At 68.1% G+C, this 14,362-nt stretch carries 11 protein-coding genes and 1 pseudogene; 6 read left to right on the forward strand and 6 right to left on the reverse strand.

What is annotated here, in order from left to right; all coding sequences use genetic code 11:
* Window positions 1–444 precede the first annotated feature (444 nt).
* Genes DIE21_RS28505 through DIE21_RS28515 form a run of 3 tightly spaced genes read right to left on the reverse strand, consistent with a single transcriptional unit; the run spans window position 445 to window position 3,114 of the window.
* Entirely contained in the window at window positions 445–1,467 is a 1,023-nt protein-coding gene (locus DIE21_RS28505) for a DUF2891 domain-containing protein (protein WP_124500803.1), read from the reverse strand.
* Window positions 1,468–1,477: 10 nt separating this feature from the next.
* Window positions 1,478–2,428, reverse strand: a complete 951-nt coding sequence (locus tag DIE21_RS28510) for a DUF979 domain-containing protein (RefSeq protein WP_124500804.1) — start codon at window positions 2,426–2,428, stop codon at window positions 1,478–1,480.
* On the reverse strand, window positions 2,425–3,114 hold the full coding sequence (locus DIE21_RS28515; protein ID WP_124500805.1) for a DUF969 domain-containing protein: 690 nt from the start codon (window positions 3,112–3,114) through the stop codon (window positions 2,425–2,427). The genes DIE21_RS28510 and DIE21_RS28515 overlap by 4 nt, the downstream gene beginning before the upstream one ends.
* Before the next feature lie 337 nt (window positions 3,115–3,451).
* Between DIE21_RS28515 and DIE21_RS28520 the strand changes: the two genes are divergently transcribed.
* Together DIE21_RS28520 and DIE21_RS28525 are read left to right on the forward strand one after the other, a co-directional pair.
* A complete protein-coding gene (locus DIE21_RS28520) occupies window positions 3,452–3,676 on the forward strand; it encodes a hypothetical protein (protein ID WP_124500806.1) in 225 nt (74 codons plus the stop codon).
* A gap of 384 nt (window positions 3,677–4,060) precedes the next feature.
* Window positions 4,061–5,065, forward strand: coding sequence for a chemotaxis response regulator protein-glutamate methylesterase (locus DIE21_RS28525; protein ID WP_124500807.1), 1,005 nt, complete (start codon window positions 4,061–4,063; stop codon window positions 5,063–5,065).
* A 15-nt stretch (window positions 5,066–5,080) separates the two neighbouring features.
* Here DIE21_RS28525 and DIE21_RS28530 read toward each other — a convergent pair.
* Window positions 5,081–5,515, reverse strand: a pseudogene (locus tag DIE21_RS28530) (zinc ribbon domain-containing protein); the annotation flags it as partial.
* Window positions 5,516–5,598: 83 nt separating this feature from the next.
* Here DIE21_RS28530 and DIE21_RS28535 point away from each other — a divergent pair.
* Window positions 5,599–6,699, forward strand: coding sequence for a diguanylate cyclase (locus tag DIE21_RS28535; RefSeq protein WP_124500808.1), 1,101 nt, complete (start codon window positions 5,599–5,601; stop codon window positions 6,697–6,699).
* A gap of 4 nt (window positions 6,700–6,703) precedes the next feature.
* On the opposite strand, the gene DIE21_RS28540 is transcribed toward DIE21_RS28535, so the two are convergent.
* Window positions 6,704–8,953, reverse strand: a complete 2,250-nt coding sequence (locus DIE21_RS28540) for a bifunctional diguanylate cyclase/phosphodiesterase (protein ID WP_124500809.1) — start codon at window positions 8,951–8,953, stop codon at window positions 6,704–6,706.
* 408 nt (window positions 8,954–9,361) lie between these two features.
* Between DIE21_RS28540 and DIE21_RS28545 the strand changes: the two genes are divergently transcribed.
* Window positions 9,362–10,084, forward strand: coding sequence for a haloacid dehalogenase type II (locus DIE21_RS28545; protein WP_124500810.1), 723 nt, complete (start codon window positions 9,362–9,364; stop codon window positions 10,082–10,084).
* A gap of 167 nt (window positions 10,085–10,251) precedes the next feature.
* On the opposite strand, the gene DIE21_RS28550 is transcribed toward DIE21_RS28545, so the two are convergent.
* A complete protein-coding gene (locus DIE21_RS28550; RefSeq protein ID WP_124500811.1) occupies window positions 10,252–11,223 on the reverse strand; it encodes a LysR family transcriptional regulator in 972 nt (323 codons plus the stop codon).
* Window positions 11,224–11,378: 155 nt separating this feature from the next.
* Here DIE21_RS28550 and DIE21_RS28555 point away from each other — a divergent pair, with 155 nt between their 5' ends.
* On the forward strand, window positions 11,379–12,707 hold the full coding sequence (locus DIE21_RS28555; protein WP_124500812.1) for an MFS transporter: 1,329 nt from the start codon (window positions 11,379–11,381) through the stop codon (window positions 12,705–12,707).
* Between the two features lie 114 nt (window positions 12,708–12,821).
* On the forward strand, window positions 12,822–14,348 hold the full coding sequence (locus DIE21_RS28560) for a CoA-acylating methylmalonate-semialdehyde dehydrogenase (protein ID WP_124500813.1): 1,527 nt from the start codon (window positions 12,822–12,824) through the stop codon (window positions 14,346–14,348).
* The last annotated feature ends 14 nt before the right edge of the window (window positions 14,349–14,362 follow it).

Consider the following 14,362-nt stretch of genomic DNA (forward strand, 5'->3'; position numbering starts at 1 on the left):
CAGGCGCAGGAAACGGGCTGACGATCACGCGCCGCGCTTCGGCGTTTTGCCGGAGGGCCGTCGGGATCGGGCGCTGACGGGGAGACTGCTCCGATGCGTTATGCGTGCCTCGTTTCTGGTCCATCTTGTTCTCTCGGCATTCGTTCTTGTTTGACGAAGCTGGAGAGATATCAGATAGGAAAATTGGCAGCTAGCGAATGGAGACAGTCAGCAACAATGTTCGTGTACGAGTCGACTGAATGGGGCTCAAAACACCATTCGGCCGGTTTTTTTCGTCGCCCTACCTTCCGACCACACATCAAATTCAGCGTTGATGAATTGCAGCGATGCCCATGACAAACAGTCCCCTGGTGAACTGACAGCATGTGCGGGCGACAGCAGAAGTCGACCGTTCGAATCCTCCGGGCTCTTCTGCTGGTCCGTCTCCCGCATACGCGCCATGGGTTACGCGTCGATCGCCAGCAACGCAAAGGTCGCAAGCCAGTGCTCGCCCATGTAGTCGCCGGCCACGTGCGCGAGCGCGCTCGCGAGATGCCGGTCGGCCGCATCGAGCAGCGTCGCGCGCCGTGCATCGCCTTCCGGCAGCGCGCCGGCGAGCGAGCGCTGGCACCACGCGCGGCTCAGGTTCAAGCCATCCAGATGCGCGATCTTGCCGTCGCTGCGGTCGCTGACCGTCGCCGGCACGAACAGTGTCGCCGGCTCGCCGCGCGCGAGATCCGGCAGGAAACGCGCGAACCAGCCGTCGAATTCGGCGGCCGGCAGCACGCGCCGCATCAGCTCCGCCTCCATCAGCGCGGGCGACAGGAACTCGTCGCCCGACGGCTCCCACGCCTGGCACGCGACATCGTCCAGGTGCCAGCGTTTCGCCGTATCGGCGATCAGCACCGCGAGCCCGTCACGCTGCGTCGCGCGCGCGAAGTCGAACGTGAGCGCCAGCGCGAACGCGGTGTTGAAGTGCGTGCCGACCCGCAGCGGATAGGTCGCCTTCGGCAGGAAGGTCTCGAAGCGCGCGACGAACAGGTCGGTGAGCGGCGCGATCGTCTTCGCCCAGCGGGCAGCCTGCGGCACCACGCCCTTCAGCGCGAGCCGCTCCAGCTGCGCGGACAGCGCCAGCAGCCACGCCCAGCCATAAGGCCGCTCGAAGCCGCTGTTGTGCGGCAGCGCGAGATACGCGCGTTCGCCGGCGACGTTCGCGTCGGTGAAATGCGCGTCGACGACGGCGATGATCCGCTCGGCCTCCGGCAGCGCCGGATAGCGTTCGAGCACGCGCAGCACGAGCCAGTAGCCGTGCACGCACGAGTGCCAGTCGTAGCTGCCGTAGAAGATCGGGTGCAGCGCGCGCGGCCCCTGCACGTCGTGCGGGCCCTCGAGCGAATGCGTGAGCTTGTTCGGATATTCGCGGGTCAGGTGCGCGAGCGCGAGCGACGCGAATTTCGATGCGAGTTCGGGGGTCAGTCGGTCGGTCATGGACATCTCGTCAGAAGCGGAATACGAACGCGTACATCAGCAACGTGTTCACGGCCAGCAGCAACACGGCGGTCGGCCACTGCGCCTTGATCACGCCGTTCTTGTCCTTCAGTTCGAGCAGCGCCGCGGGCACGATGTTGAAGTTCGCGGCCATCGGCGTCATCAGCGTACCGCAGAAGCCGCTCAGCATCCCGATCGCGCCGAGGATCGCCGGGTTGCCGTGAAATTGATGGACGATCAGCGGCAGGCCGATGCCGGCCGTCATCACGGGGAACGCCGCGAACCCGTTGCCCATGATCATCGTGAACAGCGCCATGCCGACCGTATAGGCGGCAACGACCGCGAACGGCGAATCGATCGGCACCCAGTCCTTCACGAGCCCCGACACCACGCCGCCGACGCCCGCGACCGCGAACAGCGCGCCGAGCGCCGCGAGCATCTGCGGCAGGATCGCGGCCCAGCCGACCGCGTCCATCGTGTGACGCGCCTCCTTCAGCGCGTGCACGGGCGAATCGCGCAGCATCGCGAGCGCGACGGCGAACGCGACGAGCGTGCCGAGCACGAGCGAGATCAGCGTCACGCTCTTCGGATCGACGAACGGCACGCGCTTCAGCGCGAACGTGCCGATCAGCGTGACGACGGGAATCAGCAGCGCCGGCAGGAACAGCGTGTTGCCGAAGCGCAGCGCCTTCGCCCCGCGCCGCGTGGCCGCCGCAACGCCTGCTTCGTCCGACTTGCCGCGTCCGAGCTTGCCCGAGCCCGCGATCAGCGCGAGCGCGATCGCGAGGCAGCCCGTCACGAAGTGCGGCAGCAGCGCGCCGAACAGGAACGTGAGCGCGTAGATCGCCCAGAACGCGAAATTGACGACGCGGCGCGGGTTCGTGCGGTCCGTCAGGTTGAAGCACGCGAACGCGGCGAACATCAGCCCGGCGAGCGTATACAGCGGTTCGAGGCCGATCATCGCGCGCCCTCCCGCCCGAATGCGCCGAAGCCGCGCGACAGCCGGTGGTCGAGCAACGCGAGCCGCGTGCAGTGGATCAGCAGCGCGGCGATCGCGGTCGGGATCGCCCAGACCGACAGGTGCAGCGGCTCGATCGCGATCCCGTTCTGTTCGAGAAAGCCCTTGATCAGCAGGATCGACTGGATCGCGATGAAGATGTCCTCGCCGAAGAACACGGCGACGTTGTCGGCGGCCGACGCGTGCGCACGGATCTGCTGGCGCACCGACTCGGGCAGGTCGCCGTGCCGGCTGACGGCGGCGGCCTCGGCCATCGGGGCGATCAGCGGCCGCACCATCTGCGCGTGACCGCCGAGCGACGTGAGGCCGAGCGCGGCGCTCACCTGGCGCAGCACGAAATACAGCATCAGCACGCGGCCCGTGGTCGCCGCCTGCACGCGCGAGATCATCCGCTTCGCCTGTTCCTTGAGCCCGTTGCGCTCGAGCAGCGCGATCACCGGCAGCGTCAGCCAGATCAGCCCCATGTAGCGGTTGTCGGTGAACGCCTTGCCGAACGCGCTGACGATGTCGACAAGATTCATCCCGCCCGCGAGCCCCGTCGCGAGGCCCGCGATCGTGACCACCAGCAGCGCGTTGAAGCGCAGCGCGAAACCGATCACGACGATCGGCACCCCAATCAGCACCAGCATTGCCCCTCCTTGTGTCGGATGCGCGGCGTCGTGAAGACGCGCCGCCCGCCCGGTTTCGACCGGGTTCAGGTCGCAAAATCTAACACGAGACTTTATCGATAAAAAGTCGACAATTTGAAGCTTCGGGTAAACGTTGAAACCGGTGCCGCGTGGCGCCGGCCGCGTGTCCGCCGTGTTTCGTCCGAGCGATCGGCAACGGGCGGCGGGCGGCCACGCGCGCGTGGCGTGAACAATTCCGGCGGGCGAACCGCGGACGGTCCGCGTTCCTGCCTGGGATGGCGGAGCCCCGGTGCGCCGACTAAACTGGAAAGCATCGGCAACGTTCGGGAGAGCCGCCATGATTGACGTATTCCAGACCATCGGCAGCCGCGCGTTCTCCGCTCATCTGGCGAAGGACGGGATGGTGACGCTGATGGAACAACGCCATGAAGTCGACCGCGTGACGCTCGCGACCGCCTATGCCGCGCTCGTCGAGGAATCGGAGCAGGAATCCGACCTCCTCGACGCGACGGTCGAAGGGATGATGCGCGCGCTGATCGAAGGGTACGCACGCAGCCATTGAACGACTGAGGGCGCGGTGCGCCGGCCTGCGCCGCCGGCTCGCCGATGCCCGCGCGCGTGCCCATGCCGGGCGCGCCGCCTTCCCGTCGAAACGCATGCGTCGGCGACGGGTTTCCGCCCTGCCGTATGATCTTGCGCATGGCTGCCCGGCGCCCCGGGCGGCAGGAAATGCCGCCCGGCCATGGAGGAAACGGTCGAAAACGACGCAATGCGCAATTTTTTTGATTGCCGCCGCTCGCGCCGCATGACAGCATGCGGGCGTCGCCAATCGAAAAGAATTCCGTGCCATCCGCCCGCCAATGCCATTCGGCGGCGCCGACCCGGCACTGCCTTCCATGAACCCGGCCCACCTCCAACACTACGAACCGACCGGAGTATCCCGCTTGTGAACATCGGCATCGTCAACGACCTCCCGCTTGCCGTCGAGGCGATGCGCCGTGCGATCGCGCACCGGCCCGAGCATCGCGTGCTGTGGGTCGCGACCGACGGCGCGCAGGCCGTCGAACTGTGCGCCGCGCAACCGCCCGACGTCGTGCTGATGGACCTGATCATGCCGAAGTTCGACGGGATCGAGGCGACGCGGCGGATCATGCGCTCCGCCCGCCCGTGCGCGATCCTGATCGTGACGAGCTGCATCGGTGCGAACGCGTGGCGCGTGTTCGAAGCGATGGGCGCCGGCGCGCTCGACGCGGTCGACACGCCGCGCCTCGGCGAAGGCGCCGCGGGCGACACCGCACGGCTGCTGCTCGCGAAAATCGACCAGATCGGCCGGCTGCTCGACGCGCCCGGCGGCGTACGCGCGGCCGGCACGACCGCACGCGCGGACGGCGGCCCGCTGATCGCGATCGGCGCGTCCGCCGGCGGCCCCGGCGCGCTCGCATCGATCCTCGGCAGCCTGCCGGCCGGCTTCAGCGCGCCGATCGTGATCGTCCAGCACGTCGATCGCGCATTCGCCGAAGGGATGGCGCAATGGCTCGACGGCCAGACGCCGCTGACCGTGCGCGTCGCGCGCGAAGGCGACCGCCCGCAGCCGGGCGTCGCCCTGCTCGCGGCGACCGACGATCACCTGCGCATCACGCGCGCCGGCACGCTCGAATACACGCGCGAGCCGGCCGCCACGCCGTACCGGCCGTCGGTCGACGTGTTCTTCAACAGCCTGACCGAGCACTGGCCGGGCCGCGTGATCGGCGTGCTGCTGACCGGCATGGGACGCGACGGCGCGATCGGCCTGAAGGCGCTGCGGATGAAGGGCTACCATACGATCGCGCAGGACGAGGCGACCAGCGCCGTCTACGGGATGCCTAAAGCGGCCGCAACACTCGGCGCGGCCCGCGCGATCCTGCCGCTCGAGCGCATCGCGGGCGAACTGGCGGCGCTCGCGCGGATCTGAGCCCGTTGACGTCTTTATATGAACACCTGGCGATGCACGTCCGCAGCGGAAAATGTTCAGCGCAGTGCTGATATCACGAGCATGTGCGACACCCCAGTTACTGCAATCCCACTCTCTTTCCCGCAGTCCCGCGATACCTTTCGGCCGCGTCATGCTGTCCTTCGACCCGCACGCCGAACAGGACTGGGGGGAACCGCTTTCGTCACCCTCCTCGCGCGTGACTCCGTGCGCCATCGCCTTGTAACGGCGCTTGTCCCGGAAGGACGACCTGGATGCGTCATGGACGCGCTTCGCCAGCCTGGTTCCGGCACGTTTCGCGGGCGACACATTGCCGACCGCGATGTAATCGAAGCGCCGCACCCGATCGAGCGCGAGCGTGTGCCGGAAATCCGCGCGGGCGTTTGCAACCTTGGCGTGCGGCGTCGCACTATGCCGCTTGTGCTTTCCCGCCATCAATGGCGGGGTTTCTCGGAGAGATTCGTGGTGAAACCCCGTTACACCCCTCGCAGCCATGGCGCAACCTGGCATCAATCATGACTAGCGACCTCACCCGCCCGCCCGGCGGCCTGCATGCGGCGTTCGACGCCGTGCACCTCCGGCCCGCGCCGCACGCCGACGCCCCTGCGATGGTTTTGCTGGTCGACGACCAGACGATCGTCGCGGAAGCCATCCGGCGCGCGCTCGTCGACGAGGACGGCATCGACTTCCACTACTGCCCGCGCTCGGACGACGCGCTGGCCACCGCGATCGAGACACGGCCGACGGTGATCCTGCAGGATCTCGTGATGCCCGGCACCGACGGGCTCAGCCTCGTGAAGGCGTATCGCGCGAATCCGGCGACGCGCGACGTGCCGATCATCGTGCTGTCGACGCAGGAAGAGCCGTTGGTCAAGAGCGCCGCGTTCGCGGCCGGCGCGAACGACTACCTCGTGAAGCTGCCCGACCGCATCGAGCTGGTCGCGCGGATCCGCTATCACTCGCGCTCGTACATGAACCTGCTGCAGCGTGACGAGGCCTATCGCGCGCTGCGGCAATCGCAGCAGCAACTGCTCGAGGCCAATCTCGAACTGCGGCGCCTCACGCATTCGGACGGCCTGACCGGGCTGTCGAACCGGCGCTATCTCGACGAATACCTGGCCGCCGAGTGGCGGCGCGGCACGCGCGAGCGCAGCGAGCTGTCGCTGCTGATGATCGACGTCGACAACTTCAAGCTGTACAACGACACGTACGGCCACGTGTCGGGCGACGGCGTGCTCAAGCAGGTCGCGGCGACCATCGAGCGCTGTCTCGGGCAGTCCGGCGATCTCGCCGCGCGGTTCGGCGGCGAGGAGTTCGCCGTCGTGATGCCGACCACGTCGCCGGGCGCCGCGCGGCTGCTCGGCGAGAAGATCCGCCTCGCGATCGAGTCGCTGCGGCTCGAGCACATGCACTCGTCGACGGGCCGCTACGTGACGATCAGCATCGGCGGCGCGAGCATCGTGCCGGCCCCCGGCCTGCCGACGACGTCGCTGATCGAGGCGGCCGACCGCGCGCTGTATCGCGCGAAGCACGACGGCAAGAATCGCGTCGAGATCGATGCGCCGCCCGCACCCTCGGTTCCGCCCGTCCCGCCGGGCGCCGGCGATGCCGGTTGAGGGCCTACACGGTGACGAGCCGGCGCGCGTAGTCGATCGGATCGAGCGGCCGGCCGAACAGGTAGCCCTGCTGCATGTCGCAGCCGATCTGCTGCAGGAACCACGACTGCGCCTGGGTCTCGACGCCTTCCGCGGTGACTTTCATCCCGAGCGAATGCGCCATCGCGACGACGGCCTGCGTGATCGCGACCGAGTCGTGATGATCTGGCACGCCCGACACGAACGAACGGTCGACCTTCAGGTTGTGCAGCGGAAACCGCTTCAGGTAGGCGAGCGACGAATAGCCGGTGCCGAAATCGTCGACCGAGATCCGCACGTTCATGTCCGTGAGCGCCTCGAGCATCGGCAGCACGGTGTCCGTGTCGTTCATCAACAGGCCCTCGGTAATCTCCAGTTCGAGCGCGCCCGGATCGAGCTGCGTCTGCGCGAGGCAGCGGTCGACCGACTCGACGAGTCCCTCGTGGAACTGCCGCGGCGACAGGTTGACCGCCAGCATCAGGTCGGGCGCGATCGTGCGGCGCCATTCGGCAGCCTGCCGGCAGGCCGTTTCGAGCACCCACTGGCCGATCGCGACGATGAGCCCCGTATCTTCAGCAACCGGAATGAATTCCGCCGGCGACATCGGCCCGAGCTCCGGGCTCGTCCAGCGCAGCAGCGCTTCGGCGCCGACCGTGCGGCCGCTGCGCGCGTCGACGACCGGCTGGTACGCGAGCCGCAGCATGTCCGACGACAGCGCGCGCCGCAGTGACTGCTCGATCGCGAAGCGGCGCTGCAGCCGCAGGTTCAGCTGCGCGGTGAAGAACGTGAAGTGGTTGCGGCCGCGCTGCTTCGCGTCGTACATCGCGGAGTCGGCGTTGCGCATCAGCGTGACCGCATCGTCGCCGTCGCGCGGCGCGACGCTGATCCCGATCGACACGCCGAGCCAGTACTCGTTGTCCGCGATCGCGAACGGCTTGCCGATCGTGTCGATCACCTCGCGCGCGAGCACGGCCAGCTCGTCGGGATCGTCGCAGTGGTCGACGAGGATCACGAACTCGTCGCCGCCGACGCGCGTGAGCGCGTGGCGTCCGCCCGCGCAGGCCGCGAGGCGCGCCGCGACGCTGCGCAGCAGCGCGTCGCCGGCGTCGTGGCCGGCCGTGTCGTTGACCTTCTTGAAGCCGACGAGATCGATGAACAGGATCGCGACGCGCGCGGGCCCGGCCGCCGCATCGCGCGCGCCGAACAGCTCGCGCATCCGGTCGGAGAGCCAGCGCCGGTTGTAGAGGCCCGTCAGCGCGTCGCGCGTCGCCAGGTAGCGCAGTTGCTGCTGCGCTTCGCGCACGGGGCCGATGTCGTGAAACGACACGAGCACCGACTCGGGCTGTGTCTCGCCCGGCTTCACGATCGGCACCGCGTTGCCGCGTACCCAGATGATGTCGCCGTCCGCGAGCCCGAAGCCGACCGAGTAGTCGAGCAGCGGCGCGGCCGTGACGAACGCGCGCCGGCTCGGCCAATCGTCGGGCGCGATCGGCGTGCCGTCCTCGTGCAGCTTGTACAGGATCACCGTCGACAGCCGGCGTCCGACGAGGTCGCCCTTCACGCGCATCATCCGGTTCGCGCTCGGGTTGCTCGCGATCACCACGCCGTCGGGCGACACGACGACGATCCCCTCGTTCAGGCTGTTGACGACCTGGCGGTGATGCGCCTCGCTGCGCGCGAGCTGCCGCGAAATCGAGTCCTGGTGCACCGCGAGGCCGACGCTGTTGCCGATATCGCGCAGCAGGTCGGTTTCCACGTCGCTCGGTCGCCGCGACGCACGGTGATAGACGGCGAACGCGCCGAGCACGGTGCCCGCGTCGTCCAGGAACGGCACCGACCAGCACGCGCGCAGGCCGAGCGGTAGCGCGAACGCACGATAGTCGGCCCATAGCGGATCGGTTTCGATGTCTTCGACGGCGACCATCCGGCGCTCGTACATCGCCGTGCCGCACGAGCCCGCGGCGGGCCCGATCGATGCGCCTTCGATCGCGACGCTGTACTGCGCGGGCAGCGACGGCGCGGCGCCGACGTGCACATGCACGCCGTCCGCGTCGAGCAGCAGGATGGTGCACGACGCACCGTCGCCGAGCAGCGCCTCGGCGCGCCGGCATACCTCGACGAGCAGCTCCGGCAGCGGTGTGTTGCGCGTGATCAGCCTCAGCACGCTTTGCTCGGACGCGAGGACTTCCGCTGCAAGGCCGAGGCTGTAGCGAGAACTTTGCGGTTCGGTATTCAAGATGAATCCTGCCGTCAGCTCGACCGGGTTCTGATGCGCCCGATTCGTTAGCGGTCCGTCGTGCCGTTTATCGCTCCGGGTTTACGTGAACCCGGTGCGTCCCCATGCGCGCGCGCCGCAACGCGCACCAAAATACATTTAACACCAATCCGTGCAGCCCCGTACATCCGCACGCATCAGGGCTTACGCGCGGTCGCGGCATGCACGTCGAATCCCCATTTGTCAGACAATTGCTGCCGACCGCGCCGAGGCGGCTCGCGTGCGACGGCCTTCAGCGCGTCGATCGCGCCGACGCGGCCAGCCGCGTTCGCGGATACGTGCTTCAATGTGGTTCGAACCGGCGTCGCGCGCTGGCCGCCACGCAGCGCAGCGCAGCGCGTTCCCCTCGACCGACCTTCACGGAATCCCATGACGAACCCTGCCGACATCAAGGCGCTCGTTTTCGACGTGTTCGGAACGATCGTCGACTGGAGAACCGGCGTCGCGCGCGAAGCCGCCACGTTCCTGGCACGCCATGCGCCGGATCTCGATCCGTTCGAATTCGCCGATACGTGGCGCCGCGAATACTCGCCTTCGATGGAGGAAATCCGCAGCGGGCGCAGGCGCTACGTGCGGCTCGACGTGCTGCATCGCGAGAACCTCGTGCGCACCCTCGATCGCTACGGGATCGACGGCACGCCCGATGAAGAGATCGACGCGCTCAACCTCGCGTGGCACCGGCTCGATCCGTGGCCCGATTCCGTCGCGGCGCTGCAGCGGCTGAAGCAGCGCTACGTGATCGCGCCGCTGTCGAACGGCAACATCCGGCTGATGGTCGACGTCGCGAAGCACGGCGGCCTGCCGTGGGACGCGATCCTCGGCGCGGAAGTCGCGCACGCGTACAAGCCGTCGCCGAAGGTCTATACCGAAGCGGTCGACATTCTCGGCGTCGCGCCGGCCGAGCTGTGTCTGGTTGCCGCGCACAACGGCGACCTGGCCGCCGCGCGGCAACTCGGGCTGGCGACCGCGTTCGTGCCGCGGCCGACCGAACACGGGCCCAGCCAGACGACGGACCTGAAAGCCGACGATGCGTGGGACTTCGACGTCACGGACCTGAACGAACTCGCGGATCGGCTCGGTTGCGTGCGTTGACGCCGACCGCGTGCCCGGATGGAGGTCACGACGTGAACGTGCAGGTCGTCACCGCGGCCGGGCCGCCACCTGTGCGCCCGCCCCGCGAAGCCACTATGTCAAACCGGTACGCGGCACGAAATCCATCGATCGACACGTGACGGATCGCCCGTGACGCACCGCTTCGCTCACGTCGCGCCGCCCGCGCGCTCCTCGACGAAACACAACGTCCCCGACTCCCCCATCAACAACGGCCGATTCGCGTCGGCCGCCGCACGTAGGTAATCCCACAGCGCCGTCACGCGCCGCAGCTTGCGCAGATCCTCGCGACAGGTCAGCCAGAAGCACCGCGTGACCACCACGTCGTCCGGCAGCACCGGCACCAGCGCCGGCTGCGTGGCCGCCATGAAGCACGGCAGGATCGCGAGCGCGCCGCCCTGCAGCGCCGCGAATACCTGCGCGATCACGCTGGTCGTGCGCAGCCCGGCCGTCGCGCCCGGCACCGCGCGCTCCAGGTACAGCAGCTCGCTGCTGAACGCGAGATCGTCGACGTAGCTGATGAACGCATGCCGCGCGAGATCGTCCGTGCAGGTGATCGGCGGATGATTCGCCAGATAGTCGCGCGTCGCATAGAGCCGCAACTGGTAGTCGCACAGCTTCGTGACCACGTAAGGCCCGCGTTCGGGCCGCTCGAGCGTGATCGCCAGGTCGGCCTCGCGCTTCGGCAGGTTGACGAAATGCGGGACCGGCAGCAGGTCGACCGTCACGTGCGGATGCGCGACGCGAAACCGCGCAAGTTGCGGCGCGAGGAAAAAGCAGCCGAACCCTTCGGTCGACCCGATCCGCACGTGGCCCGACAGTGCCTCGCCGGTATTCGCGACCTGGTCGCACGCGGATTGCACGGTCGTCTCCATCGCATCCGCATACGCGACGAGCCGCTGCCCCTCGGCCGTCAGCGTGAAGCCGCCTGAGCGCGACTTGTCGAACAGCAGCGTGCCCATCGCGGCCTCGAGCGCGCGAATGCGCCGCGCGACGGTCGTGTAGTCGACGCCGAGCCGCTTCGCCGCGCCGCTCGCGCGCTGCGTGCGTGCGACTTCGAGGAAAAAGCGCAGGTCGTCCCAGTTCAGGTTGCCGGAAACCGGCTCGGTGGCGTGTCGCATCGGCAAAAAAGGGGCAGGCGTCTCAGGGCCGGGTGTCGATATGCATAAATGCACATCCAACCGGTTTTCTTGTCGGTACATCATGGATCCGCGCATAACTATACTCGACCGTGACCTGCGGACCATGAGCTGCAGGCAATCAATACGGAGACACCATGCAGACGCGATCCACCCTCGATGAGCATGCAACCATCGCGGCGCCAGCGCCCGAGCGCACCGCGAAGCACTACCTGCTGGCCGGCTGGGCCAGCATGGCCGGCACGACGATCGAGTGGTACGACTTCTTCCTCTACGGCACCGCCGCCGCGCTCGTATTCAACCGCATCTTCTTCCCGTCGCTGGACCCCGTCGTCGGCACGCTCGCCGCGTTCGGCACGTTCGCGGTCGGCTTCATCGGCCGGCCGATGGGCGGCATCGTGTTCGGCCACTTCGGCGACCGCATCGGCCGCAAGTCGATGCTGATGATCACGCTGCTGCTGATGGGCGTGCCGAGCATGATCATCGGGCTGATCCCGTCGTACGACCGGATCGGCTACTGGGCCGCCGCGCTGCTGATCGCGATGCGCTTCCTGCAAGGGATGGCGGTCGGCGGCGAATGGGGCGGCGCGGTGCTGATGGCCGTCGAGCATGCGCCGAAGGGCCGCAAGGGGCTGTTCGGCAGCCTGCCGCAGACGGGCGTCGGACTCGGCCTGATCCTGTCGTCGGTCGCGATGGCCGCGGTGGCCGCGCTGCCGGACGCCGACATGCTGTCGTGGGGCTGGCGCGTGCCGTTCCTCGCGAGCATCGCGCTGGTCGGCCTCGGCTGGTTCATCCGCGCGAAGGTGCCGGAGTCGCCGGACTTCGAGAAGATGCAGCGCCAGGGCAAGGCCGAGAAGTCGCCGGTGACGGCCGCGCTGCGCCGCCATCCGCGCGAAGTGCTGACGATCGTCGGCGCGCGCGCCGCCGAGAACACCTGGTTCTACATGGTCGTCACGTTCGCGCTCGCCTATGCGACGCAGCAACTGCATCTGCCGAAGGCCGAGATGCTGCACGCGATCACGGCCGGTGCAGCGCTGTCGCTCGTCACGATGCCGCTGTGCGGGCATCTCAGCGACCGCATCGGCCAGCGCCGGATGTTCGCGATCGGCCTCGTGCTGATGTGCGCGTTCGCCGCGCCCTTCTTCTTGATGCTCGGCACGCAGCAGACGTCGACCGCATGGTGGGCAATCGTGCTCGGCCTCGGCGTCGTGTTCCCGATTCTCTATGCGCCGGAGTCGCTGCTGTTCGCGCAGCAGTTCCCGGCGGAAATCCGCTACAGCGGCATCTCGCTGTCGGTGCAGCTCGCCGGCGTGATCGGCGGCGGCTTCGCGCCGATGATCGCGACGTCGCTGCTCAAGGCCGGCGGCGGCCAGCCGCACTACGTGATCGCGTACCTCGTCGGCTTCGGCGTGTTCGCCCTCGCGTGTACCGCACTGATGCGTCCGGCGCGTACTGAGCGCACCTGAGCGCACCGGCCTGCATTGACCCGATTCCTGTTTGACCTGCCGTCCGCCGTGGCTGCACGCGCGACGGAGGCAGCCCGCCCTTTTTCTTCGCATCACCGTTTCCCGGAGAGTTCAATGAACGCCGCAGTTCCCCAGACCACCCTCGCCCTGCCCACCGCCAAGCTGCTGATCGACGGCGCGTTCGTCGAATCGCAAAGCGCCGAATGGGGCGACATCGTCAACCCCGCGACGCAGAAAGTGATCGGCCGCGTGCCATACGCGACGCTCGACGAGGTCGACGCCGCGATCGCATCCGCGCAGCGCGCGTTCCAGACCTGGAAGACGACGCCGATCGGCGCGCGGCTGCGCATCATGCTGAAGTTCCAGGACCTGGTGCGCCGCAATCTCGAACGGATCGCGCATACGCTGACGGCCGAGCAAGGCAAGACGCTGCCCGACGCGCAGGGCGACATCTTCCGCGGCCTCGAAGTGGTCGAGCACGCATGCTCGATCGGCACGCTGCAGCAGGGCGAATTCGCGGAGAACGTCGCGGGCGGCGTCGACACCTACACGCTGCGCCAGCCGATCGGCGTGTGCGCGGGCATCACGCCGTTCAACTTCCCCGGGATGATCCCGCTGTGGATGTTCCCGATGGCGATCGTGTGCGGCAACACGTTCGTGCTGAAGCCGTCCGAACAGGACCCGCTGTCGACGATGCAGCTCGTCGAGCTCGCGATCGAGGCGGGCGTGCCGCAGGGCGTGCTGAACGTCGTGCACGGCGGCAAGACCGTCGTCGACCGTCTCTGCACGCACCCGGACATCAAGGCGATCTCGTTCGTCGGCTCGACGCGCGTCGGCACGCACGTGTACAACCTCGGCAGCCAGCACGGCAAGCGCGTGCAGTCGATGATGGGCGCGAAGAACCACGCGGTGGTGCTGCCCGATGCGCACCGCGAGCAGTCGATCAACGCGCTGGTCGGCGCGGGCTTCGGCGCGGCGGGCCAGCGCTGCATGGCGACCTCGGTCGTCGTGCTGGTCGGCCGTGCGCGCGACTGGCTGCCCGATCTGGTCGAGAAGGCGAAGACGCTGAAGGTCAACGCCGGCGCCGAAGCCGGCACCGACGTCGGGCCGGTCGTGTCGCAGGCGGCGAAGGCGCGCATCCTGTCGCTGATCGACGCCGGCGTGAAGGAAGGCGCGACGCTGCTGCTCGACGGCCGCGACGTGAAGGTGCCCGGCTACGAGCAGGGCAACTTCGTCGGCCCGACGATCTTCTCGGGCGTGACGACCGACATGTCGATCTACAAGGAAGAAATCTTCGGGCCGGTGGTGGTCGTGCTCGAGGCCGACACGCTCGACGACGCGATCGCGCTCGTCAACGCGAACCCGATGGGCAACGGCGTCGGCCTGTTCACGCAGAGCGGCGCGGCCGCGCGCAAGTTCCAGAGCGAGATCGACGTCGGCCAGGTCGGCATCAACATCCCGATTCCCGTGCCGGTCCCCTACTTCAGCTTCACCGGCTCGCGCGGCTCGAAGCTCGGCGATCTCGGCCCGTACGGCAAGCAGGTCGTGCAGTTCTACACGCAGACCAAGACGGTCACCGCGCGCTGGTTCGACGACGACGCGACGGCCGGCGGCGTGAACACCACGATCGCGCTGCGCTGAGGGGGAGCCTGCAC

It is taken from the genome of Burkholderia sp. Bp9140, assembly GCF_003853425.1.
GTDB lineage: Bacteria > Pseudomonadota > Gammaproteobacteria > Burkholderiales > Burkholderiaceae > Burkholderia.

Coding starts and splice junctions, on each gene's coding strand:
- DIE21_RS28510 (WP_124500804.1), bottom strand. CDS start 2,428: ATGATCGGCCTCGAACCGCTGTATACGCTCGCCGGGCTGATGTTCGCC.
- DIE21_RS28550 (WP_124500811.1), bottom strand. CDS start 11,223: ATGCGACACGCCACCGAGCCGGTTTCCGGCAACCTGAACTGGGACGAC.
- DIE21_RS28545 (WP_124500810.1), top strand. CDS start 9,362: ATGACGAACCCTGCCGACATCAAGGCGCTCGTTTTCGACGTGTTCGGA.
- DIE21_RS28505 (WP_124500803.1), bottom strand. CDS start 1,467: ATGACCGACCGACTGACCCCCGAACTCGCATCGAAATTCGCGTCGCTC.
- DIE21_RS28555 (WP_124500812.1), top strand. CDS start 11,379: ATGCAGACGCGATCCACCCTCGATGAGCATGCAACCATCGCGGCGCCA.
- DIE21_RS28560 (WP_124500813.1), top strand. CDS start 12,822: ATGAACGCCGCAGTTCCCCAGACCACCCTCGCCCTGCCCACCGCCAAG.
- DIE21_RS28520 (WP_124500806.1), top strand. CDS start 3,452: ATGATTGACGTATTCCAGACCATCGGCAGCCGCGCGTTCTCCGCTCAT.
- DIE21_RS28535 (WP_124500808.1), top strand. CDS start 5,599: ATGACTAGCGACCTCACCCGCCCGCCCGGCGGCCTGCATGCGGCGTTC.
- DIE21_RS28515 (WP_124500805.1), bottom strand. CDS start 3,114: ATGCTGGTGCTGATTGGGGTGCCGATCGTCGTGATCGGTTTCGCGCTG.